At 60.3% G+C, this 24,393-nt stretch carries 24 protein-coding genes; 2 read left to right on the top strand and 22 right to left on the bottom strand.

What is annotated here, in order from left to right:
* Positions 1–20 precede the first annotated feature (20 nt).
* The 8 genes from SFUM_RS15765 to SFUM_RS15730 form a co-directional block, all read right to left on the bottom strand.
* Positions 21–590 carry an RNA methyltransferase gene (locus SFUM_RS15765; protein ID WP_011699839.1) on the bottom strand — a complete coding sequence of 190 codons (570 nt, stop codon included), beginning with the start codon at positions 588–590 and terminating at the stop codon, positions 21–23.
* A 9-nt stretch (positions 591–599) separates the two neighbouring features.
* A complete protein-coding gene (gene trmD, locus SFUM_RS15760) occupies positions 600–1,358 on the bottom strand; it encodes a tRNA (guanosine(37)-N1)-methyltransferase TrmD (RefSeq protein ID WP_011699838.1) in 759 nt (252 codons plus the stop codon).
* Positions 1,355–1,885, bottom strand: coding sequence for a ribosome maturation factor RimM (gene rimM, locus SFUM_RS15755; protein ID WP_011699837.1), 531 nt, complete (start codon positions 1,883–1,885; stop codon positions 1,355–1,357). The genes trmD and rimM overlap by 4 nt, the downstream gene beginning before the upstream one ends.
* Positions 1,878–2,111, bottom strand: coding sequence for a KH domain-containing protein (locus SFUM_RS15750; protein ID WP_011699836.1), 234 nt, complete (start codon positions 2,109–2,111; stop codon positions 1,878–1,880). The genes rimM and SFUM_RS15750 overlap by 8 nt, the downstream gene beginning before the upstream one ends.
* 40 nt (positions 2,112–2,151) lie before the next feature.
* Entirely contained in the window at positions 2,152–2,412 is a 261-nt protein-coding gene (gene rpsP, locus SFUM_RS15745) for a 30S ribosomal protein S16 (protein ID WP_011699835.1), read from the bottom strand.
* A 188-nt stretch (positions 2,413–2,600) separates the two neighbouring features.
* Positions 2,601–3,965, bottom strand: coding sequence for a signal recognition particle protein (ffh, locus tag SFUM_RS15740; protein ID WP_011699834.1), 1,365 nt, complete (start codon positions 3,963–3,965; stop codon positions 2,601–2,603).
* A gap of 223 nt (positions 3,966–4,188) precedes the next feature.
* Entirely contained in the window at positions 4,189–6,234 is a 2,046-nt protein-coding gene (locus tag SFUM_RS15735) for a sodium-translocating pyrophosphatase (RefSeq protein WP_011699833.1), read from the bottom strand.
* 579 nt (positions 6,235–6,813) lie between these two features.
* Positions 6,814–8,658, bottom strand: coding sequence for a dynamin family protein (locus tag SFUM_RS15730; protein WP_011699832.1), 1,845 nt, complete (start codon positions 8,656–8,658; stop codon positions 6,814–6,816).
* Between the two features lie 328 nt (positions 8,659–8,986).
* On the opposite strand from SFUM_RS15730, the gene SFUM_RS15725 reads away from it, so the two are divergent.
* A complete protein-coding gene (locus SFUM_RS15725) occupies positions 8,987–9,871 on the top strand; it encodes a lytic murein transglycosylase (RefSeq protein WP_049766389.1) in 885 nt (294 codons plus the stop codon).
* Positions 9,872–9,883: 12 nt separating this feature from the next.
* On the opposite strand, the gene coaD is transcribed toward SFUM_RS15725, so the two are convergent.
* The 13 genes from coaD to ilvN (SFUM_RS15660) all read right to left on the bottom strand — a co-directional run bounded on the left by coaD (position 9,884) and on the right by ilvN (SFUM_RS15660) (position 23,060).
* Positions 9,884–10,390, bottom strand: a complete 507-nt coding sequence (gene coaD, locus SFUM_RS15720) for a pantetheine-phosphate adenylyltransferase (RefSeq protein ID WP_011699830.1) — start codon at positions 10,388–10,390, stop codon at positions 9,884–9,886.
* A gap of 43 nt (positions 10,391–10,433) precedes the next feature.
* Positions 10,434–10,991 (bottom strand): 16S rRNA (guanine(966)-N(2))-methyltransferase RsmD, encoded by a 558-nt coding sequence (gene rsmD, locus SFUM_RS15715; protein ID WP_011699829.1) that lies wholly within the window; start codon positions 10,989–10,991, stop codon positions 10,434–10,436.
* A 5-nt stretch (positions 10,992–10,996) separates the two neighbouring features.
* Positions 10,997–12,016 carry an aspartate-semialdehyde dehydrogenase gene (locus SFUM_RS15710; protein WP_011699828.1) on the bottom strand — a complete coding sequence of 340 codons (1,020 nt, stop codon included), beginning with the start codon at positions 12,014–12,016 and terminating at the stop codon, positions 10,997–10,999.
* 81 nt (positions 12,017–12,097) lie between these two features.
* Positions 12,098–13,171 carry a 3-isopropylmalate dehydrogenase gene (locus tag SFUM_RS15705; protein WP_011699827.1) on the bottom strand — a complete coding sequence of 358 codons (1,074 nt, stop codon included), beginning with the start codon at positions 13,169–13,171 and terminating at the stop codon, positions 12,098–12,100.
* Positions 13,172–13,217: 46 nt separating this feature from the next.
* Positions 13,218–13,715: a 3-isopropylmalate dehydratase small subunit gene (locus SFUM_RS15700; protein WP_011699826.1), complete on the bottom strand. Its 498-nt coding sequence runs from the start codon at positions 13,713–13,715 to the stop codon at positions 13,218–13,220.
* A gap of 48 nt (positions 13,716–13,763) precedes the next feature.
* Positions 13,764–15,023 (bottom strand): 3-isopropylmalate dehydratase large subunit, encoded by a 1,260-nt coding sequence (leuC, locus tag SFUM_RS15695; protein ID WP_011699825.1) that lies wholly within the window; start codon positions 15,021–15,023, stop codon positions 13,764–13,766.
* Positions 15,024–15,315: 292 nt separating this feature from the next.
* A complete protein-coding gene (gene pssA / locus SFUM_RS15690) occupies positions 15,316–16,179 on the bottom strand; it encodes a CDP-diacylglycerol--serine O-phosphatidyltransferase (protein WP_011699824.1) in 864 nt (287 codons plus the stop codon).
* Complete coding sequence (locus tag SFUM_RS15685; RefSeq protein WP_011699823.1) at positions 16,164–16,829, bottom strand: phosphatidylserine decarboxylase family protein; 666 nt, start codon at positions 16,827–16,829, stop codon at positions 16,164–16,166. The genes pssA and SFUM_RS15685 overlap by 16 nt, the downstream gene beginning before the upstream one ends.
* A 130-nt stretch (positions 16,830–16,959) precedes the next feature.
* Positions 16,960–17,961 (bottom strand): ketol-acid reductoisomerase, encoded by a 1,002-nt coding sequence (ilvC, locus tag SFUM_RS15680; protein WP_011699822.1) that lies wholly within the window; start codon positions 17,959–17,961, stop codon positions 16,960–16,962.
* Between the two features lie 129 nt (positions 17,962–18,090).
* Positions 18,091–18,591, bottom strand: coding sequence for an acetolactate synthase small subunit (gene ilvN / locus SFUM_RS15675; RefSeq protein ID WP_011699821.1), 501 nt, complete (start codon positions 18,589–18,591; stop codon positions 18,091–18,093).
* A gap of 38 nt (positions 18,592–18,629) precedes the next feature.
* Positions 18,630–20,348, bottom strand: a complete 1,719-nt coding sequence (ilvB, locus tag SFUM_RS15670) for a biosynthetic-type acetolactate synthase large subunit (RefSeq protein WP_011699820.1) — start codon at positions 20,346–20,348, stop codon at positions 18,630–18,632.
* Positions 20,349–20,816: 468 nt separating this feature from the next.
* On the bottom strand, positions 20,817–22,502 hold the full coding sequence (gene ilvB / locus SFUM_RS15665; protein ID WP_011699852.1) for a biosynthetic-type acetolactate synthase large subunit: 1,686 nt from the start codon (positions 22,500–22,502) through the stop codon (positions 20,817–20,819).
* Between the two features lie 39 nt (positions 22,503–22,541).
* Positions 22,542–23,060: an acetolactate synthase small subunit gene (gene ilvN / locus SFUM_RS15660; protein ID WP_011699818.1), complete on the bottom strand. Its 519-nt coding sequence runs from the start codon at positions 23,058–23,060 to the stop codon at positions 22,542–22,544.
* Positions 23,061–23,309: 249 nt separating this feature from the next.
* Here ilvN (SFUM_RS15660) and SFUM_RS15655 point away from each other — a divergent pair, with 249 nt between their 5' ends.
* Complete coding sequence (locus SFUM_RS15655) at positions 23,310–23,891, top strand: HD domain-containing protein (RefSeq protein WP_011699817.1); 582 nt, start codon at positions 23,310–23,312, stop codon at positions 23,889–23,891.
* Here the strand turns inward: SFUM_RS15655 and SFUM_RS15650 are convergent.
* Complete coding sequence (locus SFUM_RS15650) at positions 23,879–24,253, bottom strand: hypothetical protein (protein ID WP_011699816.1); 375 nt, start codon at positions 24,251–24,253, stop codon at positions 23,879–23,881. The genes SFUM_RS15655 and SFUM_RS15650 overlap by 13 nt on opposite strands.
* Positions 24,254–24,393 lie beyond the last annotated feature (140 nt).

The following is a 24,393-nucleotide window of genomic DNA, read 5'->3' as shown; positions in this document are numbered from 1 at the left end:
AGGGTTGAAGCCCCCCGTTCTCATATGCTTTGGTCCGCGCGGAGCAGGCGGTCAAACAGAATGGCCGCCGCACACCGTACGGACAAATGATTGTAACCGTTCATCCCGGCGATCGGCTCGAGCACTGCGTCAACCTGGTCGAAGACCGCCGGGGCCAGCCCCCATCCCGTGCCAAACAGCAACAGGTAAGGCTTCGCATCTTCCACCAGCAGGCGCCTCGCCTCCCGGTGCGTCAGGCGCCTCTCACCTTTCCCGGCCGTGGTCGCCCAGATTCCCGGCCGCAGGCCATGAACCGATGCGATGTCGTCGGCGGCCGCCCGGATATCTTCAACCACCTTGATTCGCCGCAACGCCTCCACGCGTTCCGGAAGCAGCTCCCTTGCAATCCCTTCGTTCCAGTGCTTCAAAAGCCGCTCCGACAATGCCTGCTGGTCCCGGAGCGGGGTGACCACGTAACACGCCCGCACATCATAGGTGCGGCCGGCTCGGGCCAGATCGTGCAGATCGAGGTTGGTGATCGCCGAAGCGATGATCTCACCCCTTCGATTCAGCACCGGGTAATGCACGAGAGCCGCGTACAGACGCGCCATCGCCGCGCTCTATCCCGCGACACGGAGCGGATTCGGTGCCTGAGGCCGCTCCGCCTCCCGCAGCAGTTCCAGGTCCTCCGCCGAGATTTCCAGTCGCGCAAACAAATCGGGCCTGAGCCGTTTCGTACGCAGCAGGGCCTGCCCGCGCCGCCAGCGTCGGATGGCTTCGTGATGCCCCGACAGCAGCACATCGGGAACCGGGTGGCCGCGAAATTCCTGGGGTCTCGTGTACTGCGGATACTCCAGGATCGGTTCGGTAAAGGACTCCGCCGCAGCCGAAGACGCATTGCCCAGAACTCCGGGAATCAGTCGTGTGACGGCATCCACCACCACCATGGCTGCCAGCTCACCTCCGGTCAATACGTAATCCCCGATGGAAATCGTTTCATCGGCAAAGTGCTCGGCAATACGCTCATCCACCCCCTCGTAACGCCCGCAGATCAGGATCAACCGCGGCAGCAGGCTCAGCCTTGCGGCCAAGTCCTGGGTGAACAGCCTTCCCGCGGGGGTGAGCAGCGCCACCGGCGCTTCGGGGCCTTCCCCGGCCACCGCCTCGACGGCGGCGACGATGGGTTCGGGCTTCATGACCATACCCTCCCCGCCGCCAAAAGGACGATCGTCGGTCATCTGGTGCTTGTCGAAGGCATGGTCGCGTATGTTGTGCACGCGAATCTCGACCAACCCGCGCTCCCGGGCTTTTCCGAGAATGCTTTCCCCCAGCGGCGCATCGAACATGCCGGGGAAAATGGTCAGAATGTCAAAGATCATGCGTCAACCAACCCTTCCGGCAGATCGACCACCATTCGTTTCCGCTCCAGGTCGATTTCCCGGATCACGTCCTCAATGGCCGGAATGAGTATTTCCCGCCCCTCACGCTCCGCCACGTAGACATCGTTGCCGCCGGTTTCGATGATCTTGCGCAGAACGCCCAGCGATTCGCCGTCCAGGGTCACGATATCGAGTCCGATGAGCCGGTAGTGGTAATACTCTCCTTCGGAAACGGGCGGGAGTCGGTCTTCAGGCAGGAAGATCTCTTCTCCTACGAACGGCTGTGCCCCATTGACGTCCTTGATTTCTTCAAATCCGCACACCAGCATTCTGCCCTGCGCCCGGAGGCCGATCAATGTGAGGGTGCAGTAACCCCCATTTTTCGAGCGCAGAAAAAACCTCTCCCCGGCCGCCTGCGCGGCGAGGCTTTCTCCATAGGGAAAAATTTTCAAAGCCCCGCGAATCCCGTGAGTGCGTGTGACCTTACCCACCGGAACGAGGCAGGCTGGTTCCACCGTCTTACTCAATGATCTCCAGAACAGCCCGTTTTCGTATCTTGGTCGAAGCGGCGCTCAAAATGGTGCGCATGGCACGAGCCGTGCGCCCCTGCTTGCCAATCACCTTGCCGAGATCCTCTTTGGCTACCCTCAATTCGATCACCGAAGTCTGCTCACCTTCAATTTCCGATACTTTCACTTTCTCAGGACTATCCACTAAAGCTCGCGCCATAAATTCGATCAATTCCTTCAACATGGTGACCTCCGGATTTCCTGCGCCGCATTCAATGCAAAATCTACGAGGCTTCAGTGACTGCTTGTCCACCATATTTCTGAATCAGATTGCGCACCGTGTCGGTGGGTTTCGCACCCTGCTGAAGCCAATACTGAAGCCTGTCGGAATCGATTTTCACTTCGGCCGTGTCCGGCAAGGGGTTGTAGGTACCAATGCGTTCAATGAAACGACCGTCTCGAGGCGCCTCGGATGACGCGACCACGATCCTGTAGAAAGGCCTTTTCTTTCTTCCTCCACGTGCCAAACGTATACGCACTGCCATGACTCGTTCGTTTCCTCCTGGTCAACGTTTTACTCGTCGAACCGGTCCGCATGGCCGCTCGACTTCAGCCGCGGCACCGTGATCGAACAAAAAAATCGATTGAATCTTCACTAGTTATAAGAAAGCCGCACCCGTGGCCGCTTCAAACTCTTGGCCGCAACAAACTTTTATACCGTATCCGTGGGTAATTAAAAAGGAAAAAATGCTCTCTTGTGCTTTCCCTTCCCTTTCTTCTTCCTGGTCGCCGGAGCGGAACCCCCGCCGCCCATCATCTGCCGCATCATGCGCCGGGCTTCCGAGTAGCTCTTGAGCAGCCGGTTCACCTCCTGGACCGATGTTCCGCTGCCGTCGGCAATACGCTTGCGACGGCCGGCATTGATGATGTCCGCATTCCTGCGCTCGCCCCGGGTCATGGAATTGATGATCGCTTCCATGCGGACGAACTCCTTCTCGTCCACCTGCAGTTTCTTCAGCTCCTTGAGCTTTCCCATGCCCGGGAGCATCCCGAGGATCTGTTCCAGGGACCCCAGTTTCTTCACCTGGCGCAACTGGTTGCGAAAATCTTCCAGAGAGAAGGTATCCTCCCGGAATTTCTTCGCCATTGCCAGGGCTTCTTTTTCATCGAAGGCCTCCTGGGCCTTCTCGATCATCGACAGCACATCTCCCATCCCCAGTATCCGCGAGCTCATCCGGTCGGGATGGAAGACTTCCAGGGCATCCAGCTTTTCGCCAAGTCCGATGAACTTGATCGGGCACCGCGTCACGGCCCGGATGGACAGAGCGGCGCCTCCGCGGGCGTCGCCGTCGAGCTTGGTCAGGATCACCCCGCTGAGACCGAGTGTTTCATGAAACGCGCTCGCCACCTGGACCGCGTCCTGGCCGGTCATGGCGTCAGCCACCAGGAGGATTTCCGCCGGCTGCAGAATCTCCTTCAAACGGCCGAGTTCGCCCATGAGTTCCGTGTCGATGTGCAGCCGTCCGGCGGTATCCACAATCAGCGTATCGCAGTTGTGCTCCCGGGCGTAACCCTGGGCTTCCCGGGCGATCTCCTCGGGCTTTTGACGGACCGTCGAGGGATACACCGGCAGGTTGATCTGTCCCGCCAGAGTCACCAGTTGCTCGATGGCGGCCGGTCGATAGACGTCGGCGGGCACCAGGCAGGGCTTCCGGTGCTCCTGCACGAGCTTTCGGGCAAGCTTTGCGGTGGTGGTCGTCTTCCCGGAGCCCTGAAGCCCCACCATGAGCAGGCAGACCGGAGGTTTTCCGATCAGGCGAAGCGGTTCGGACTGCCCGCCCATGAGGTCGGTCAGCGCCTCGTTGACGATCTTGATCACCTGCTGGCCCGGCGTGAGACTGGTCATCACCTCCTGGCCGACCGCGCGCTCCGCGATCCCGGTCACGAAATCCTTGGCCACTTTGTAGTGGACGTCGGCTTCCAGGAGCGCCATCCGGACCTCTCGCAAGGCCTCCCGAATATTCTCCTCGGTCAGTTTTCCCTGGCCGCGCAGATTCTTAAAAATTCGTTGAAACTTATCCGACAGATTGTCAAACATAATGGCTCACGTTCTTTCCCGCGTGATTTTGCATTCCCGCAGGCTGCACTCTATCTGCATTGGCCTGCCAAGTCAACAAATCGCGGGGATACGGCCTTGAAATGCGCTTTCTTTCGAGAACGACCTCATAAAGCGGGAGATAACCGGAACGATCGGGCCGGGGGAAGGAGGGGCGATGATCAACCGGTGGGGATGGCTCCCCACCGGTTTGCTTTCGCAACGTCTACTTCAGCAAAGGCACGATCAACAGGGCCACGATGTTCACAACCTTGATCATGGGGTTGATGGCCGGGCCTGCGGTGTCTTTGTACGGGTCGCCGACGGTATCGCCGGTGACCGCGGCTTTGTGGGCGTCGGAACCCTTGCCGCCGTACATTCCGTCTTCGATGAACTTCTTGGCGTTATCCCAGGCGCCGCCGCCGCTGGTCATGGCGATGGCCTGGAACAGACCGGTCACGATGCTGCCGATCAGCACGCCGCCGAGAGCTTCCTTCCCGACGAGCAAGCCCACCACGAGCGGGGCCGCCACGGGGATGAGGGCCGGAAGCATCATCTGCTTGATCGCGCTCTTGGTCACGATGTCGACGCACTTGCCGTATTCGGGCTTGGTGGTGCCTTCCATGATTCCGGGAAGTTCCCTGAACTGACGGCGAACCTCCTCGACCACGCCTCCGGCCGCCTTACCCACGGCTTCCATCAGCAGGGAGCCGAAGTAGTAGGGCAGAAGACCGCCGATAAAAAGCCCGACAATGATCTTCGGATTGGACAGGTCAAAGAAGATCTGGGTCGGAAACGACCTGGAGTACTCGGCGAAAAGAACCAGGGCCGCAAGACCCGCGGAACCGATGGCATAACCCTTGGTGACGGCCTTGGTGGTGTTTCCGACCGCATCGAGCGGATCGGTGATGGCGCGCACGCTCTCGGGCAGCTCGGCCATTTCCGCGATACCCCCGGCGTTGTCGGTGATCGGCCCGTAAGAGTCGATGGCCACCACGATACCCGTCATGGACAGCATCGCCACGGCGGACAGAGCGATGGCGAACAACCCCGCGGCCGGATTGCCGCTGAAACCGCCGCCGAGCTGGTAGGCCCAGATGATGGCGCCGCAGATGACCAGGGCGGGCAGCCCGGTACTCTTCATGCTCACCGCGAGGCCGGCGATGACGTTGGTGCCGTGACCGGTCACGCTGGCGGCCGCGATGTGCTTAACGGGGCCGAAGCTCTTGGAGGTGAAATACTCGGTGATCATAACGATCAGGCCGGTCAGCACCAGGCCGATCACGGCCGTCGTGAAGACGCCCATGGAGGAGAATGCGGGCTGTACTCCGGGGAGCTTGAGGAACCAGTCGGAGGCGAAGTAAAACGCCACCGCGGCCAGAATACCGGATACCGCAAGGCCTTTGTACAGGGCGCCCATGATGTACTGGTTCTTGCCCAGGCGGACGAAGTAGGTACCAATGATGGAGGCGACGATGGAAATCCCGCCGATCAGCAGGGGGAACTCGATCCAGGGACTATCGGCGCCGAAAACCGTTTTCGCCAGAAGCATCGCGGCCACGAGGGTCACGGTGTAGGTTTCATAGAGGTCTGCCGCCATACCGGCGCAGTCACCCACATTGTCTCCGACGTTGTCCGCGATAACGGCCGCGTTTCTGGGATCGTCCTCGGGAATTCCCGCTTCGACCTTGCCGACCAGGTCGGCGCCCACGTCAGCGGCTTTGGTGTAAATGCCGCCCGCGATACGGGCAAACACGCTCATCAGGGAGCAACCGAAACCAAGACCCACCAGGGCGTGGAATGCGTCATCGACGGGGGCCATCGACTTCGCGACCAGGTAATACCCGGTGATGCCGAGCAGACCGAGACCGACCACCATGATACCGGTCACGGACCCGCCCTTGAAGGCAACGTTGAGTGCCGACTGAATCCCCTTCTTGGCGGCTTCCGTCGTCCTCACGTTGGCCTTAACGGAGACCATCATGCCGATGTAGCCGGCCACTGCCGAACCCACGGTGCCGACCAGAAACCCGATCGCCGTCCACTTGCCCAGATAAACCAACAGGGCGGCGAGGATAACCGCCACGACCGCGACGGTTTTGTATTCGCGGTTGAGGAAGGCGACAGCGCCTTCCTTGATGGCATCCGAGATCTGTTGCATCTTCTCGGACCCGGCACTCTGCTTGGATACCCACGCCGCGGTCACCAGCGCGTAGATGACTCCCAACGCACCGCAGACGAGGGCGAATTGCGTAATGAGACTGGCGTTCATGTAGATAGTCCTCCTTCAAAAGATTTTGGCATTGACTTCACTCTCCTCAGGTCAGGGGCTGGGTCACCCCGCTTTGTTGCGCAGTCCGTTCCCCTCGGGACCTCCTTTGCTCATCTGAAGATTTTGAAAGGCTGATTCCATACGATTCGACACGATATTAATGCCTTGAGAAGTCCCTCCCTCAAGAGGGGGTCTCAGTGGATCACAACAGCGAGAAAGCCCGGCACATGGTCCGCTCCGTCCCTCTCCGCGATTCAATCGGTCCCGGAGAGCGTTCAGAATGGTCATGTCAGATGAGGCACCGGATTAAGAAGGACTGAATTGACAGGCTGTCTGCTTGGTTTTCAGCACAGTTTTTCTTGTCTCTCTCGCGGGTTCCGAGCTTAGTAACAAGACGGGGTCTCGAAGATATTCCCTCCCCAAATGCGCGACAAAACTACTTTAGCAGCACCTGCTTTGTCAAGCATAAAAGCTCAAGGAAAAACAGCATGATCCTCAACCCGGCAACTCGGCGGACGAAACGCGGCGACCGCGCACGGCCCTCCGCCTTCGAACGAAAATTCTTCATCCCCCAGCCGCTCACATGGCTTCGCATTGGCGGATGATCTCCGCCAGCCGCCGCCCGGTTCCCTCCAGGCGCGCAAGCTCGGCGCCGTGCGCGGCATTCAGGGCCTCCACCTCCTTTTCTCCCCTGGACTTCAGGTCCATCCCCAGCGCAATGGCCGCCCCGATCCCCTCCATCGTGGCATCGATCCGTTTCATCATCTCCGACCTGAACCTGCGCCTGCCGCGGTCGATTCGGCTCAGAAAATCGAACCTCAAACGCCCGCTCTGCATTTCGATCGTCTCGAGCATGTGACGGCGTCGCTTGCTCACGATCAGACGATTCGCAAAGTCGTAGAGGAATGTCTTGAGCTTTTTGAATTTGTCGCTGATGTATCCCGGGGCCACCTGGGTGAGCGAATCGGTCAGCAAGTCGAGCCCCACCGCTTCGCTCCTGAACTTCAGATAGAATCCGGATTCGCCGGCCCAGGCCGGCTCCGGGGCCGATGCGCTGAAGGGTATGGCAAACAGCTGCGAGGAGAACTTCATCAGTTCATCCACCGTCTCGTTCGCCCTGGTCACGAATCTCGAACAGATCGACTCGAATTCCTTCGCAAGCGTCTCCTCCTCGACCTCGCACCACTCGAGGAAAGCCCGTTCGATCCCCTCCGTGACGTATTTTTCCAGAGCTTCGCTCAGTTCCTTGAGAGACAGTTCCCGGTGTTCTTCGTGAAAGCGGTCGAATCCTTCCTCCATCTGCGGAATAAGATCTTTTTTCAAAACGGCAAGGTCTTCGTCGAGTTTTTTTCGAATGAGCCGGTCGACCTCGCCGTCGAGGAGCACATCGAAATCCTGCTTGTCGCGGATGATTTCCTCTTTCTTGGCATCGAAGCGGGCGATCTTGCCCTGAAGTTCCTCGAGCGGGGTCAGAATGGACTGCAGCTCGAGCTCGATCTCGAGGCGGCAACGGGCGATCGTCCTCGCCAGGCTGTTGGCGACGGAGAGCAGAAGCACCTTCCCCTTTTCGCGCAGCAGGAATTCGTTCAGCACCTCCGCGAACGCCTCGATCCTGCTCGCCTTCAGCGTCTGTGCCGTCCCTTCCAGCTTGCCCTGGAGGGCCAGTTTCGCCGAAACCGGATAAACCCGCACCCCGCCGCCCAGAACCTCCTCCAGGGCTCCCCTGGAAAAGACAATCGACTTCTCGATTTCATCCTCCGTGAGGTGGTCGATCTTGTTCAAAAGGAAGAATATCCTTCCCGAATACTGCCGCACGTCGGCCAGAAATTCCAGCTCGGCCTTGCTCACGGGCTGGTCGACCGAGAGCAGGAAAAGGGCGGCGTCGGACTTGGGCAGGTAGCGATAGGCCACATCCGTATTGTGGACATACACCGACCCCACGCCCGGGGTGTCGATCAACCGTACACCGTCCTTCAGATACGGCGACGGGTAAGTGATGATCACCTCCTTGACGTTCTTCATGTTGTTGGGATTGCCCGCTTCAGTAACGTATTCGGAAAGGGTGAGCGGATCGGCCTCCCGCACCTGCCCGTCGTTATAAAACACCTTCACGCGGAGCTCTTCCCCGTAGGACAGCACGGTGACGATGGAAGTGAGGGGAACCACCGAAACCGGAAGCAGATCGGCACCCATCAGGGCATTGATGAGATAGGTCTTGCCTCTCTTGAACTGACCGACGACCACCAGGTTGAAGGTGTTCGTTTCCACCTTCTCCCTCAGTTCCGCGCAGGGCTGGGTACACGACCTCTCCAGGGCCAGGACGTCGGCAATGCATTCCAGCAGCCGCGACCGCAGTTGCTGGAATTCTCCGATTTGCCGCGGTCGGCTCTCGGCTGTGGGAATCGCTTCGGGCTTAGCGTTCATGGATCGCCTCGAAAAAAAACTCCTGCCGAACATTCTTCAGCAGGAGTGATCAGCATCGGCAGATTGTAACGGCAAAGGAATGTTTTTCTGTTTCGTTGCAATGCAAAGAGTGCTTACGTATAATAAATGGTCTGAAAAACCTCAAGCAAAAACAGCCGCAACCGGCGACTCCGGGTGATGCCGAATCGGGTTTGCCGTTGCGGTGATCCATCACTTCGGGCGAAGCGGGGTGTTCGGAAGTCAAGCAGGTGGAGACCCTCGACCGACGCCTGGAACGACCGCCGGTTGTTCGCACCGCGGCATGAAGCCGACATCGAAAGGAGACGTCTTGAACCAACCGCTCCCGCACAGGACCGTGTGTACCCCGATCGTTTGCCTGCTCGCCATCGTGACGTGCCTTTGCGCGGCTTTGCCCGGCCCGGCCGCGGCCTACGACATCTATGCCCCCCTCAAGCAGAGGCTCATCCAGGACGGCCTGCGCCCGAACGTGGTGTCGCTCGCCTTTCAGCCCCCTCCGCCTCCGCAGTACAAGATCGTGGCGCTCACTTTTCGAATCCGGGAAGGCAAGCGCAGTTACGCGCAGTTCCTGACTCCAGCCTCCATCGCCAAGGCGCAGCAGTTTCTCGATCGTCACGCCGCCACGTTCGCCAGGGCCGAAAGCGCGTCCGGGGTGGACCGGCGGGTGATCGCGGCCATCCTGCTGGTGGAAACCCGGTTCGGCAGCTACACCGGTCAGACGCCGACACTGGCCGTTTTTTCCACGTTCGCCGTCATGGACCAAAGGGAGAACCGGGACAAGATCTGGTCCATGCTGACGGTCAGGGACCGCAAGCGATGGAACAGGGACGCCTTCGACCGCAAGATGATGGACCGTTCCAAGTGGGCCTACCAGGAACTGAGCTCGTTGTTGCGGTGGGCCGACTCCAACGGCATGGACGTACAAGCTTACCGAGGCTCCGTGATGGGGGCGATCGGCTGGGCGCAATTCCTGCCTTCGAGTCTCGTGCGATACGGCATGGACGGCGATCAGGACGGCGTCGTCGACCTGTTCACCGCTCAGGACGCCATCTTCAGCGTGGCCAACTACCTGCGCGGGCACGGCTGGACGGAGGCCCGGACCGAAGCGGAGAAGGAGCGCGTGATTTACGCTTACAACCACAGCCGCCCGTACTGCGAGGCCGTGTTGGGAATCGCCGACCGGTTGCGCCTGTAAACGGGACAGGGCTCAAAGCGACCGGTTCGGTTCCTTCAGCCGCTCCGCCAATCGTTTTTCCACGGCCGGAGACACCAGCCCCGTCACACAGCCCCCGGACATCACCACTTCCTTGATGATGCGGGAACTGATGTATATCCACCGCATGCCGGTCATGAGATACAGGGTCTCGATCTCCGTGCTCAACTTGCGGTTCATCAACGCCATCTGGAATTCATACTCAAAGTCGCTGATGGCCCTCAGCCCCCTGAGAATGGTGTTGGCCTTGATGGACGACACGTAATCGACCAGCAACCCGTTGAACGACCCGACCTGGATCCGGCTTTGCATGGGATGCCCTTCGATGCTGGCATTGATCATCTCCAGCCTCTCCTCGAAGGTGAAGAGCGGCTTCTTCCCGGGGTTGGCCGCCACCGCGATGACAATACTGTCGAAAATCTTCAGACCACGCTCGATGAGATCCAGGTGGCCGTTGGTGATGGGATCGAACGAACCGGGATAGACCGCCACTTTTTTCATTGCCGACTCCTTTGAAATCGTCGCCTTGGGTTCGCCTGCCGCTTCAACGGGGAACATCTCTCACAAAGAATGAAATCCGCGTGTCGCCATACCTGCGTTCCTCGGTTTTCACCCAGCCCTCCTGAGGGGTCGTCGGAAGAACGTCCTTCGCATGGTGCTCGCCGATCACCAGTGTATCGGAATGGGTCACTTTGCCGAGACGCGGAAGGCTTGCTTCGAGGCAGCCCTTTCCGTAAGGGGGATCCATGAACACCAGATCGAAGCTCCCGCCTTCTTCGGCAAGCCGCAGGAGCGCTTTCCGAACCGGGGCAAGAATGACCCGCGCACGGTCCTGAACGCCGCATCTGGCGATGTTTTCCTCGATGATGCGCACGGCATCCCGGCTTTGATCCACAAAAACGGCCCGTGAAGCCCCTCGGCTCAACGCCTCCAGGCCGAAAGCTCCGGTTCCGGCAAACAGGTCGAGCACTCGCGCGCCGGGAACATGAGGCGCTATGATACTGAAGACCGCTTCGCGCACTCTGTCGATGGTCGGCCGGATACGCGCGTCCCCGGGCGAACGCAGGCGCCGGCCGCCGAATTGGCCGGCCACGATCCGCATGGTCGTCAGATCAGGTTCCGCGCCGCGAGTATTTCGGCAATCTGGACGGCATTGCTTGCGGCTCCCTTGCGGATATTGTCCGCCACCACCCACATGGCCAGCCCGTTTTCCACCGATGGATCCATTCGGATTCTGCCCACCAGGGTGTCGTCCGTGCCGGCCGCCTGCAGCGGGACCGGGTACCGGTGCTGCCCCGGGTCGTCCACGACGATTACGCCGGGAGCCCCGGACAGGATTTCCCGGACGCGCTCCGCCGAAATCGGGGCCCTCGTCTCGATATTGACGGATTCGGAATGACCGAAGTACACCGGCACTCTCACCGTCGTCGCACAGACCTGAATTTCGGGGTCTTCGAAGATCTTGCGCGTCTCGTTGACCATTTTCATCTCTTCTTCGGTGAACCCGTTGTCGAGAAAGGCCCCTATGTGCGGGAAACAGTTGAAAGCGATCTGGTGGGGGTAGACCTCCCTGGTGACTTCCCTGCCCTCGCTCAGGTCCGCCACCTGCCTGCGCAACTCTTCGATGGCCCGCTTTCCGGTGCCCGAAACGGCCTGGAACGTGGTCACGACGATGCGCCTGATCCCGACCGCATCCTGAATGGGTTTCAGCGCAACGACCATCTGGATGGTCGAACAGTTGGGATTGGCAATGATCGTCGGATGGTCGCCCAGGGCATGAGCGTTGACCTCCGGGACCACCAGCGGAATCCGGGGATCCATGCGGAATGCGCTGGAATTGTCAACCACCACGCAACCCGCTTCCGCAGCGATGGGGGCGAACTTCCTGCTCACGCCCGAACCCGCCGAAAACAAGGCCAGTTGAACCCCCCGGAACGACTTCTCGGTGAGCTCCTCGACCGGCAGCATTCGGCCCTTGTAAGGCAGGCTCTTTCCGATGGACCGCGCCGACGCGAGCAGCTTGAGCTCACCTACCGGAAAGGAGCGCTCCTCCAGGACCTGGATCATCAGGTTTCCAACCGCGCCGGTGGCGCCCACCACTGCAACTCGAAAGGATTTTTCCGCCATTTTTCCCGTTGCCTTTCTGTCCGTTCCCGTTCCCCTCAACACAGGGGGCACAGGGTTGATCCGTTGCCGACTGCCGCGGGTTCATGCCCCGGCGATGTACTCCGCCACGAGGTCGCCCACTTCGCTGGTGGAGCGCCCCATCCGCCCCGCCGACAGGCTCTTGATGTCCCGCGCCACCACCTTCTTGATGGCCTTCTCGATCAGCGCCGCGGCAGGGCGCTCTTCCAGATGGTCCAACATCATTTGCACCGCGGCGACGGCCGCCAGGGGATTGATGACGTTTTGCCCGGTGTATTTGGGCGCGGACCCGCCGATGGGCTCGAACATGGACACGCCCGAAGGATTGATGTTGCCGCCCGCGGCAATTCCCATCCCGCCCTGGATCATGGCCCCGAGGTCGGTGATGATGTCCCCGAACATGTTGTCCGTCACGATGACGTCAAACCACTCGGGGTTTTTCACCATCCACATGCACGTCGCATCCACATGGGCGTAGTCGGTCCCGATATCCGGGTATTCCCCCGCCACTTCGTTGAACACGCGCTGCCAGAGGTCGAAGGCATAGGTCAGGACGTTCGTCTTGCCGCACAAGGTCAACTTTTTCCCGGCGTTCCTCCGGCGGCAGAAGTCAAACGCGAAGCGGATGCAACGCTCGACGCCCACGCGCGTGTTGATCGATTCCTGGATCGCCACCTCGTGAGGCGTCCCCTTGCGTAGAAAACCGCCCGAACCGGCGTACAGCCCTTCGGTGTTCTCGCGCACAACGACGAAGTCGATGTCCTCGGGCCTCTTGTCCTTGAGGGGAGTCTCCACCCCGGGATACAGGATGACCGGACGCAGGTTGATGTACTGGTCCAGTTGGAACCGCAGCTCCAGCAGAAGCCCTTTTTCCAGGATTCCCGGCTTGACGTCGGGATGTCCTATCGCGCCGAGCAGAATGGCGTCGAAAGTCCGCAATTCATCGAGAACTCCCTGCGGGAGGATATCCCCGGTCTTCAGGTACCTCTCGCCGCCCAGGTCGTAATGCACCTTCTCCACCTTGAAGCCCTTCACGGCGGCGACCGCGTCGAGCGCCTTGAGCCCTTCCCGGACCACTTCCGGCCCTGTGCCGTCTCCGGGAATCACCGCAATGCGATATGCTTTTCCTTGTGCCATAACCCGCCTTCCGTTCGTGTAATGTCGTGTCGGTCAAAAATCGGGACTATTCCCCGGAGAGCTGTTCCCGAACATAGGGCATCAACCCGCCCACCCGGAGAAGCTCCTGCATGAAAGGGGGCACGGGGTGCGTATGGTATTGCTCCCCGGTGGTGAGGTTGAGAATGATTCCCCGGTCCACATCCACTTCCAGTTCATCGCCTGTCCTGACCGCCGCTGCCGCATCGGGGGATTCCAGGATCAACAGCCCCATGTTGAAGGCGTTGCGGTAGAAAATCCGCGCAAAACTGTGCGCGATGACGCAGCTCAGCCCCGCGGCCTTGATCGAAACCGGTGCGTGCTCCCTGGAGGAACCACACCCGAAGTTCTTCCCCGCGACGATGATGTCGCCCGCCTTCGCCTTCTTCACAAATTCGGGATCGGCGTCTTCCATGCAGTGCCCGGCAAGGAACTTGGGATCGGAAGAAATCAGGTACCGAGCGGGAATGATGGCATCCGTGTCCACGTCATCCCCGAATCTCCATGCTTTTCCTTTTAGTTTCATCGAATGGACCTCATCTGCATCGCCATGGTTGCCTTCGGAACGAACATACTACAGTTCATCCGGATGGACGATTCGTCCCGCAACGGCCGAAGCCGCCGCCACCGCCGGATTGCTCAGATAGATTTCGCTTTCGGCGTGGCCCATGCGACCCAGGAAATTGCGGTTCGTGGTCGCCACGGCCTTTTCGCCGGCGGCCAGGATTCCCATGTGACCGCCGAGACAGGGGCCGCAGGTGGGGGTGCTCACCGCGGCTTCCGCGTCCACGAAAGTCTCGAGCAACCCGTTTCTCAGGGCCTGCCGGTAGATCTCCCGGGTTGCCGGAATAATCATGCAGCGTACCCCGGGGGCGACCTTCCTGCCCTTGAGGATTGCGGCGGCCGTTTCGAGATCCTCGTAGCGCCCGTTGGTGCAGGAACCGATCACCACCTGATCGATGACCGTCCGCGGGATCCGGGAAACCGGACGAACGTTGGCGGGCGAGTGCGGGAGCGCTACCATGGGCTCGAACGCGGAAACGTCCCATTCATGGACGGATTCGAAGGCCGCATCGGGATCGCTCCGATAGAATTCATAGGATCTTTTGGCCCGCCCCTTCACATATTCCTCGGTGACGGGATCGGGGGCTATGATGCCCGCCTTGGCGCCCGCTTCGATGGCCATGTTGCACATGGAGAAGCGGTCCGACATCGGAAGCCGGTCGATGACCTCCCCCGTGAACTCCATGGCTCGATAGCGGGCCCCGTCCACTCCGATCTGTCCGATGGTGTACAGGATGAGATCCTTTCCCCCCACCCACGGCCCGAGCTTGCCCCGGTACACGAACTTCATGGAAAAGGGCACCTTGAACCAGACCCGTCCCGTGATCATCGCCGCCGCGAGATCCGTGCTGCCCACTCCCGTGGCGAACGCGCCCAGTGCGCCATAGGTGCAGGTGTGACTGTCCGCACCGATGACGACGTCACCCGGAAGCACCAGCCCCTGTTCCGGAAGCAGCGCGTGTTCAACCCCCATCCGGCCCACTTCGAAGTAGTGCGTGAGGTTCCATTCCCGTGCAAAGTCCCGCAGGATCTTGCACTGCATGGCCGAGGCGATGTCCTTGTTGGGCGCAAAGTGGTCGGGAACGAGGGCAATACGCTCCGGGTCGAAAACGCGCGAGGCCCCAACCTTGCGAAACGCCTCGATCGCCAGCGGCGCGGTGATATCGTTTCCCAGAGCGAAATCGATGCCGGCTTCGATCAGGTCGTCGGGAAGGACCGTCGATTTGCCCGAGTGCCTGGCCAGGATTTTTTCACTGATGGTCATGGGCATGGTTCTCTTCACCTCTTGCTCGATCCCCCGGGAAAATGTCCGGCACCTCGCAGGCGCGGGCAAGTCAAGGTTCTCGAGCCCATGTTGTTGATCGGCTTTCAGCCGAATACTCCACCCGCAGACGCACTTTTCATGCATTCCCCGGGTAATCCGAGGCGGTCACAGCCACAGGACGGGACCGGCACGGCGAACCCCGGCAATCAGCCGGTTCCGGCGCAGGAAAACCCCGGGCTCGGCGTCGCTCGAACCGTCCCTGCACCCGCTCCACCACAATCAGCCGGTTGACCGTCGGTCAGGTTTGAGACTGTTCTTCGGCGGGCGCCGGTTGCCCGGGGCCCTCCTCCGCGGCCTCCACCGACTTGGGCGGCTCGACCACCGGCGTACCGGGTTTTCCCTTGAGACGCCATATGACATAGCGGACCGGTCCCGATACGAGGTAGACCATAAGCATCAGGAAGAGCATCAGGCCGGGGTTGACGGCCACGATCGTCAGCCCGAGAACAGCCACGAACAGAACCGTGATGGGTTTGGCCTTGACGATTTCAAAATCTTTGAAGCTGTTGTAGGGGACCGTGCTGACCATCAGGAAACCGAGGATGTACGTGGCCACGAGCAGGAGGACCCCTCCGGACGGCGGCAGCGTGATCTCCAGCACCTCGATGAACAGCAGGGTGGTCGCCACGACGCTCGCCGCACCGGGAATCGGCAAACCCACGAAGTATTTCTTGCTCGCGGTTTCCGTCTGCACGTTGAATCTGGCCAGCCGCAGGGCTCCGCAGGCCACGAAAACAAAGGCGGCCAGCCAGCCGAGTCGTCCGAAAGGCCGAAGGGCCCACAGGTACATCAACAGGGCCGGGGTCACGCCGAAGGCCACCAGATCCGCAAGAGAATCGTATTCGACGCCGAAACGGCTGGTTGCCCGCGTGAACCGGGCCACCTTTCCGTCCAGGATGTCGAACACGCACGAAACCAGAATCGCTATGGCGGCCCTGTCGAAGTGTGCGTCGATGGCGCTCACGATGCCGAAAAAGCCGCTGAACAGGTTGGCCGTGGTGAAGAGATTCGGCACGATATAAGTGCCCCTGGCCACTTCACCTTCCCTGAATCGGCGCCACTTGCGCTTCCTCGGGCGCCGCCTCTTTATTTCAGGCGACATAAGGCGGTTTCTCCCCCGTAGACGTGCTGCCCGCGAGACACCAGGAACTCACTGTCTTCCGGAACGTAGACATCCATGCGCGACCCGAAGCGAATCATCCCGAAACGCTCCCCCCTGACCACCTTGTCGTCGGCGCCCGGCCAGCACACGATCCGGCGGGCAATGAGCCCGGCGACCTGCGTCAGAACGATGTCGGCTCCCTCATCGGTCCGAATCCAGAGCCAGTTCTGTTCGTTCTCCCGGCCGGCTGCGGCTCGATTCGCCGCAAGAAAGCGTCCTTTCTGATAGCACACACCCCGAACGATCCCCGAACAGGGAATGCGATTCACATGAACATCGAACACGGACATGAAAATGCTGATCCGCAGACGCGGTCCCGGGATGAACCGCGCCGACTCTACCCTGTCGATGGCGATCACCTTCCCGTCGGCGCAGGAGACCAGTTCTCGATCGCCCGCCATGGCCACCCGCTCGGGATCGCGGAAAAAATGCCCAACGAGTAAAGTCACCGCCGTCAGAACCCAGGCAAGGAACGAACATCCCAAAATCGCGGCAACAAAGGTGACGAACATCCCCGCAACAATGAACGGAACCCCTTCCCGCGCCACCGGAATGTGTGCCGATTTCTGTCGAAAGTCCGTGCGATCCAAGTGAGTATTCCACCCCTCTCCGGCAGGCCCGCAATGGTCGATACGGCCCCCGGGGCTCCTCAGGTCAACGGCAAAAGCCGCTCCCCCGCACATGATCCATCCATGGGAGGGAGCGGCTTCCGGTCGTCGATCAAATCATCTTCACGGCATCGAGGAACGGCATCATGGAACGCAGCTTCGCCCCGACATCCTCCACCAGGAGTTTCTTCTCACGCTCGCGAGTGGTCCGAAACATGGGCCTTCCCGCCATATTCTCCAGAATCCATTCACGGGCGAAATCCCCTGACTGGACTTCTTCGAGGATCCGCTTCATTTCGGCGCGCGTCTCCGCGGTGATGATCCGCTTGCCGCGGCTGAGATCCCCGTATTCGGCGGTATCGCTGACCGAATAGCGCATGTAGGCCAGACCGCCCCGGTAGATCAAATCCACGATCAGCTTCAGCTCGTGCATGCACTCGAAAAAAGCGATTTCGGGCTGGTACCCGGCTTCCACCAGAGTGTCGAATCCCGCCTTGATGAGCTCGGACACGCCGCCACACAGCACGGCCTGCTCCCCGAACAGGTCGGTTTCGGTTTCTTCTTTGAACGTGGTCTCCAGGACACCCGCGCGAGTGGCGCCGATGCCCTTGGCATAAGCGAGCGCGATCTGCAGTGCATTGCCCGAGGCGTCCTGCTGAACCGCCACCAGGGCGGGAACCCCGGCTCCCCGCACGTATTCGCTGCGCACCAGGTGGCCGGGTCCCTTGGGAGCCACCATGACCACGTTGATATCCTTGGGCGGAACGATCTGACCGTAATGGATGTTGAAACCGTGCGAAAAAAGAAGCGTTTCCCCTGCTTTCATGGCGGGCCCCACTTCCTGCCGGTACAACTGCGCCTGAACGTGATCCTCGGTGAGGATCTGCACGATTTCGCAGGCTGCCGCAGCTTCCTTGGCCGAAACGGGGGAGAAACCGTCTTCCTTCGCCTTTTCGAAATTCTCACTGCCCGCCCGGTCGCTCACCACGACCTCGACACCGCTGTCGCGCAGGTTCTGCGCCTGGGCATGTCCCTGGCTGCCGTAGCCGACCACGGCGACCTTCTTCCCACGAAGTACATTCAGATCCGCATCCGCCTCGTAATAAATCCGCATACCGACACTCCTTGGTTTTGTGATTCACGGCTCCCGGCGCGCGACGCCCGGCCCCCTCTCGCTCGGCGGGCCGGACCGCCCCGAAGCAGGCCTCGGCACAGTGAGCCGTGAGCTTCCTCAGTTGCAGGGTCAATGTTTCTTGCTTCGGGCCAGCGCCGCTTTCCCGGTGCGGGCCACTTCCACTATACCGATCTGGCCGAGCAGTTCCATGATCGCCTGGATCTTGCTCTCGTTGCCGGTAACCTCAAGCGTATAGAAGTGAGGACTGACGTCAACCACCTTGGCCCGAAAAATATCCACGATGCGCAGGACTTCGGCCCTGGTCGGCGGTTCCGCCCGCACCTTGATAATCGCCATCTCACGATCGACGAACTCCGTTTCCGAGAAATCATACACCTTGATGACGTTGATCAGCTTGTTCAACTGCTTGACGATCTGAGACAGTACGCGCTCGTCCCCGGTCGTCACCAGGGTGATGCGGGTAAGGCCGGGTTCATGGGTTTCGGCCGCGGTAACGGTCTCGATGTTGTAGCCCCTGCCGCTGAACAATCCCACCACCCGAGCCAGAACTCCCGGTACGTTCTGCACCAGTATGCCTATGGTGTACCTCTGCTTTTCGCTGATTATCACTTGATTCCCTCCTGATGCTTTCGTCGAGCCGTGGGAAGCTACGCCAGAAGCATCTCGGTTATGCTCTTTCCGGGCGGGACTATGGGGTAAACGCCTTCTTCCCGCGACACGAGGAAGTCCATCAGTACAGGCTTTCTGATCTTGAAAGCTTCCCGCAGAACCGGCTCGACTTCTTCGGGCTTATTGGCCCTCAGCCCAATCGCTCCGTAGGCCTCGGCGAGCTTCACGAAATCCGGAGAGCCTTCCATGCAGGACCCCGTGTAGTTCTTCTCGTAGAAAAGCTCCTGCCATTGGCGGGGCAATCCCAGGTAGAGATTGTTGAGGATCGCCACTTTCACCGGGATGTCATTGCAGACGGCCGTACAAAGCTCCTGGATGTTCATCTGGATGCTCCCGTCTCCCGCAATGTCGATGACGAGCCTGTCGGGGAAGGCCATCTGCGCGCCGATGGCGGCCGGAAACCCGTAGCCCATCGTTCCCAGGCCTCCGGAGGTCAGCAGGGAGCGCGGGCGGTCGAATTCGAAGAACTGGGCGGTCCACATCTGGTGCTGGCCCACTTCCGTCGTGATGATGGCATCGCCGCCGGTGAGCTCCCAGATTTTTTCAATGACGTATTGGGGCTTTATGAGCTCGTTTCCCTGAACATAAGTGAGCGGATGTCCTTTTTTCCATGCGTTGATCTGATCGAACCAAGGGCGTCGCACGTCGGAAACACCTTCCAGGGGTTCGCCTTCGAACAACCGGATCAACTGCTGGAGCGCATTCTTGCAGTCGCCCACAATGGGAACGTCAACCACCACGTTCTTGCTGATGCTCGACGGGTCGACGTCAATGTGTATGATTTTGGCCTTCGGCGCAAACTCGCTGATCTTGCCGGTGACACGGTCGTCGAAGCGCACGCCGACGCCGAAGATCACATCGGCCTGGGATATCGCCATGTTCGCCTGGTAGGTGCCGTGCATCCCCACCATACCCAGCCAGAGCGGATTGGGCCGCCGCCGGCCTTTGGCGTCGGCAATCCCGGCCGGAAAACAGCCAAGGCCCATGAGCGAGCAGGTCACCGGGGCCTGGATCAGGTCGGCTATCCTGATCAACTCCTGCGATGAATCCGAAATGATGATACCGCCTCCCGCGAAGATGAGCGGCGATTTGGCCTTCCTCAAAACCTCGTACGCCCGCTTTACCTGCCCGGAATGGGCTTCGACCGTGGGACGGTAGCCGGGAAGGTCCACCTTCTTGGGATACTTGAAGTCGGTGGAGGCCTGGATCACGTCCTTGGGCAGGTCGACCACAACCGGACCGGGCCGCCCCGTGCGCGCCAGGTAAAACGCCTCGCGAATCACCCGGGACATGTCGTTGACGTTGCGCACGAGGTAGCTGTGCTTCGTGCACGGACGTGTAATGCCGATGATGTCCACTTCCTGGAAGGCATCGTCGCCGATAAGCGGCGTCGGCACCTGCCCGGTAAAGACCACCATGGGGACGGAATCCATGTACGCGGTGGCGACGCCGGTGACCGTGTTGGTGGCGCCCGGGCCGGAGGTAACCAGGCACACACCGACGCGTCCGCTCGCCCTGGCGTAACCGTCGGCCATGTGAGCGGCACCCTGTTCGTGGCGCACCAGGATGTGCCGAATATTGTGCTTTGGCATCTCGTGGTATATGTCGAGCACTGCCCCGCCGGGGAAACCGAAGATGACCTCGACCCCTTCCTTCTTCAAGCACTCGAAAAATATCTGAGCTCCCCGCATTTTCATAAAGGTCCTTATAATGATGGATTGACTCCGAAAATCAAGAGCTGATCGACTGCCCCGCTCCATCTCGGGCGGCGACGCATCGACACAACTAAATCGAAGCAATTTTCATGAGATAGACGGGTGATTGTACGTGACATGTCACACCCTGTCAACGGTCCGTACTCTTCGAACGGACGATGATTCCGGGCCGCGTCCGGGTCCGCGGCTTTCAGTCGCTGCGGACTGTGAACCGGCGACGATCTCATACCCGTACCTGGGGAGAGGCAATGAACGGGAGGAAGTCCGTGAGCGCTGGCTTGGAGATTGGAGGAGAACGACGGGGTTCGAATGGACCCCAAAACCGCTGGCCCCCTTCGTCTCTCCGATCGAACCGCAAAACCGCGTGGAAAGTCACTCGCTGCAATTCCGGCCCGGACAGGCCGTTCGAGCTTTCCGGTCCCCTTCCTCGGGCTGAAAATCCTCCTTCGATCAGGAGCAGTCGATCGCCTCGTGGATCCCTTTTCCGGCAAGTACCATGGGCGATACGTTTTCTTCGGCTGCGACCAGGCAGTTGACAATGGCCGCTCCGGGGGCCTCAATTATCCCCGGAAGCCGGGAAGTCACCTCCTCTTCCGTTCGCAGCGTGTGCCCGGGAATTCCATAGGCTTTGGCCAACGTTTCAAAATCCGGGTGGAACCGGAAATTGACCGACATGTAACGGCCTTCGCAGTAAAACTCTTGCAACTGCCGCACCATGCCGAGGGCATGGTTGTTCAGGATGATGATCTTGGCCGGCACACCCTGTTCGATCATGGTGCCCAACTCCTGCATGGTCATCTGGATACTGCCGTCGCCGGTCACCAGCACAACCTTCGCGTTCGGCCGACCAATGCTCGCGCCGATGGCCGCGGGAAGGCCGAACCCCATGCACCCCAGTCCCCCCGAGGAAATCAGCGTGCGGGGGGACTTGAAACGGTAGTACTGAGCCACCCACATCTGGTGCTGGCCGACGTCCGTGGCCACAATAGCGTTCCCCCGCGTGCAGGCCCACAGCTGTTCGATGATGAACTGGGGTTTCAGGCCGCCTTCCCGGCTGTACGAAAGGGGATGCTGCTCCTTGAGCTCCCGTATGCGGGCCAGCCAGGCCGAGCGATCCGTCTTTTCCAGCTGCGGCAAAAGCGACTGGAGCACCGTCTTCACGTCTCCCACCAGGGGCACGTGCACGTTGACGATCTTGCCGATCTCGGCAGGGTCGATGTCGATGTGAATGACCGTAGCCTGAGGGGCGAAGGCATTGATGTTCATGGTGACGCGGTCGTCAAACCGCGCTCCGAGGCCGATCAGCAGGTCGCATTCGGTGATGGCCAGATTCGCGTAACGCGTCCCGTGCAAGCCGAGCATTCCGAGAAAGAGCGGGTGGTCCCCGGGAAAACCGGCCAGTCCCATGAAAGTGTTGGTCACCGGAGCGGAAATGGTCTCCGCCAGCTGGAGCAGCTCCCCGGCCGCATCCGAGGTGACGATCCCACCCCCGGCGTAAATCACCGGTCGTTTGGATTTGCGGATCAGTTCCGCGATCTCACCGATCTTCGCGGGGTGCCCGCGGTACGTCGGCTTGTACCCGCGCAGCCGCACCGTGCCCGGGTACTTGAACGAAATCACGCTCTGCGCCACGTCTTTGGGCAAATCGACCAGCACCGGACCCGGACGTCCCGTGGAGGCGATATGGAAAGCGTTCTTCACGATGGCCGGCAGCCTCTGGGGATCCTTTACCAGGTAGTTGTGCTTGGTGACCGGCATGGTGATGCCGAATATGTCCACCTCCTGAAAGGCGTCCGTGCCGATTTGACTGGTGGGAACCTGGCCGGTGAAAACCACAAGGGGTATGGAATCCATGTACGCGTTGGCAATCCCGGTGACCAGGTTGGTGGCCCCCGGCCCCGAGGTGGCCACGCAAACCCCCACCCGGCCGGTGACCCTTGCGTATCCGTCAGCGGCGTGCACCGCTCCCTGCTCGTGCCTCACCAGCACGTGCCTGATACGCGAAGAATGGTACAAAGCATCGTAGACCGGCAGGATCGCCCCTCCCGGATAGCCGAACACCACCTCCACGTTTTCCTTTTCGAGGCACTTTATCAACGCTTCTGCAACGGTGATCTCCAAAACCATACCTCCCATGTGCGGACCGGGGCCGCACCAGCCCTTCCGCAGCCGGCCCTAAGACTCTATCTCCTTCGATCCGCCGTCCACGCTGACGAACCTTGCGCCGCGCAACATGGCAACCTTCCCGGTCCGAACCAGTTCCTTGATCCCGTACGGGCGCAAGGACTCCTCGAAGGCATTGATCTTCCCCTCGGTCCCGGTACACTCGAACGTTATGGTCTTGCGGGCCAGATCGACCACCCGCGCCCGGAAGATACCGGCGATGTGCATGATTTCCACCCGCTGGCTGGGCTCGGCCGCCACCTTGACCATCACCAGTTCCCGATCGACGTATTCATCGGTGGTGATGTCGCTGATCTTGATGACGTCGATCAGCTTATGGAGCTGCTTGGTGACCTGCTCGATGTAATGGTGATCGCCCTCGACCACGATGGTCATCCTGGACACATCGTTTCGCTCGGTACGGCCGACCGCCAGGCTGTCGATGTTGAATCCCCGCCGGGCAAACAAGCCGGCGACCCGGGTCAGGACACCGGGACTGTTTTCCACGAGAACCGAAAGGGTGTGTTTCATCCGTCCCGAAACCTCCTCGATCCGACACCTTAATCAAGGTACATGCGATTAAACGAGCTATATAGTATATAGTATATAGTAACCGAAACCCGATGAAAAGCTAAAACGATGAAATTTCGAGGCGCCCTTGTCGAATTGGTTTGCCCGCGGAAACCGGTTCGACTAGTCTGATTCCCGCACAGAGCAGCCCCGGAGGGCAGGCGGCCAAAACCGCGCATCCATCGACCGATTGGAAAGGAAACACGCACATTGAATCACAAGGACATCGTTCATTTCTTCTTCGAGCTGGGAATGCTCAAGAAAACCCCCCGTTCAGGGTTCCAGTTTCTCGGTTCCGGCAAGGAATCCGTTGCGGAGCATTCATACCGGGTGGCCATGATCGGCTACACCCTCGCCACGCTCACCGATCATCCCGACCGGTACAAGGTCGTCCTTCTGTGCCTCTTTCACGACGTCCCCGAGGCCCGGACGGGCGACCTCAACTATGTCAACAAGCAGTATGTCGTTCCCGATGAGACCTCAGCCGTCAACGATCTTGCCTCGACTTTGCCGTTCGGGTCCGAATACCGGGAGCTGCTGAAGGAATATCGCGACGAGGAGACGGAGGCGTCGAAGCTGGTGCATGATGCCGATCAGTTGGACCTCATCCTGGAGCTCAAGGAACAGCACGACCTCGGCAACACCTACGCGCGCCAGTGGATTCACTTCGCGCTCAAACGGCTGAAGACGGACATCGGCAAGCGACTGGGCGCCGAAATCCTGCGCACCGACTCGGCAGACTGGTGGTTCAAGGGACACGACCACTGGTGGCTTCGGGATCAGGAGGAGTGATCCCTCCTGCGCCGTTCCAATATGGACACCACTTTTGCCGCCGACCCGCCGGCCGCCCCGGGGTCTTTGCGGGCCGCTTCCCCGGATTCCTCCTCCCCGGGTGACGAGCCGTCCGTGATTACTTCCGCATCCGGGGCGACAACCTTTTCCAGCCTCATAGGCCTCCCGCCCATGGTGAATTCCACGCCGTCGATGTAACCGCGCCGCAATATCCAGGTCACCACGAACAGCGGAACCTGCAGCACCAACAGCTTCGCATGGAACCAGTCCGGCTTCACGTCCGGGGAAATCGATTCCACCCGCGCGAAGAACGCCGGCGTATCGTCCATGTAAACCAGCACCACGTCGCCTTCCTGGGTCATTCCCGTAATCCCCGGCCCGGAACGCGCTCCGATGAAACGCACTCCGGACCGTTCAGAATCGTCACATTCCCGCGGCACCCTGTATCCAAATCGGAAGCGGCCGGTATCGTTTTCGCCGACGCCGTGAAACGCACCGCCGT

The sequence above is a fragment of the Syntrophobacter fumaroxidans MPOB genome (genome assembly GCF_000014965.1).
Classification (GTDB): domain Bacteria; phylum Desulfobacterota; class Syntrophobacteria; order Syntrophobacterales; family Syntrophobacteraceae; genus Syntrophobacter; species Syntrophobacter fumaroxidans.
The sequence above is the reverse complement of the archived record's forward strand: the minus strand, read 5'-3'. Positions and strand labels throughout refer to the sequence as shown.

Excerpts from the sequence above, each read along its gene's own strand:
- SFUM_RS15765 (WP_011699839.1), bottom strand. The coding sequence starts at position 590 with ATGGCGCGTCTGTACGCGGCTCTCGTGCATTACCCGGTGCTGAATCGA.
- trmD (WP_011699838.1), bottom strand. The coding sequence starts at position 1,358 with ATGATCTTTGACATTCTGACCATTTTCCCCGGCATGTTCGATGCGCCG.
- SFUM_RS15750 (WP_011699836.1), bottom strand. The coding sequence starts at position 2,111 with ATGTTGAAGGAATTGATCGAATTTATGGCGCGAGCTTTAGTGGATAGT.
- rpsP (WP_011699835.1), bottom strand. The coding sequence starts at position 2,412 with ATGGCAGTGCGTATACGTTTGGCACGTGGAGGAAGAAAGAAAAGGCCT.
- ffh (WP_011699834.1), bottom strand. The coding sequence starts at position 3,965 with ATGTTTGACAATCTGTCGGATAAGTTTCAACGAATTTTTAAGAATCTG.
- SFUM_RS15735 (WP_011699833.1), bottom strand. The coding sequence starts at position 6,234 with ATGAACGCCAGTCTCATTACGCAATTCGCCCTCGTCTGCGGTGCGTTG.
- SFUM_RS15730 (WP_011699832.1), bottom strand. The coding sequence starts at position 8,658 with ATGAACGCTAAGCCCGAAGCGATTCCCACAGCCGAGAGCCGACCGCGG.
- coaD (WP_011699830.1), bottom strand. The coding sequence starts at position 10,390 with ATGAAAAAAGTGGCGGTCTATCCCGGTTCGTTCGATCCCATCACCAAC.
- rsmD (WP_011699829.1), bottom strand. The coding sequence starts at position 10,991 with ATGCGGATCGTGGCCGGCCAATTCGGCGGCCGGCGCCTGCGTTCGCCC.
- SFUM_RS15710 (WP_011699828.1), bottom strand. The coding sequence starts at position 12,016 with ATGGCGGAAAAATCCTTTCGAGTTGCAGTGGTGGGCGCCACCGGCGCG.
- SFUM_RS15705 (WP_011699827.1), bottom strand. The coding sequence starts at position 13,171 with ATGGCACAAGGAAAAGCATATCGCATTGCGGTGATTCCCGGAGACGGC.
- SFUM_RS15700 (WP_011699826.1), bottom strand. The coding sequence starts at position 13,715 with ATGAAACTAAAAGGAAAAGCATGGAGATTCGGGGATGACGTGGACACG.
- leuC (WP_011699825.1), bottom strand. The coding sequence starts at position 15,023 with ATGCCCATGACCATCAGTGAAAAAATCCTGGCCAGGCACTCGGGCAAA.
- pssA (WP_011699824.1), bottom strand. The coding sequence starts at position 16,179 with ATGTCGCCTGAAATAAAGAGGCGGCGCCCGAGGAAGCGCAAGTGGCGC.
- ilvC (WP_011699822.1), bottom strand. The coding sequence starts at position 17,961 with ATGCGGATTTATTACGAGGCGGATGCGGATCTGAATGTACTTCGTGGG.
- ilvB (WP_011699820.1), bottom strand. The coding sequence starts at position 20,348 with ATGAAAATGCGGGGAGCTCAGATATTTTTCGAGTGCTTGAAGAAGGAA.
- ilvB (WP_011699852.1), bottom strand. The coding sequence starts at position 22,502 with ATGGGAGGTATGGTTTTGGAGATCACCGTTGCAGAAGCGTTGATAAAG.
- ilvN (WP_011699818.1), bottom strand. The coding sequence starts at position 23,060 with ATGAAACACACCCTTTCGGTTCTCGTGGAAAACAGTCCCGGTGTCCTG.
- SFUM_RS15650 (WP_011699816.1), bottom strand. The coding sequence starts at position 24,253 with ATGACCCAGGAAGGCGACGTGGTGCTGGTTTACATGGACGATACGCCG.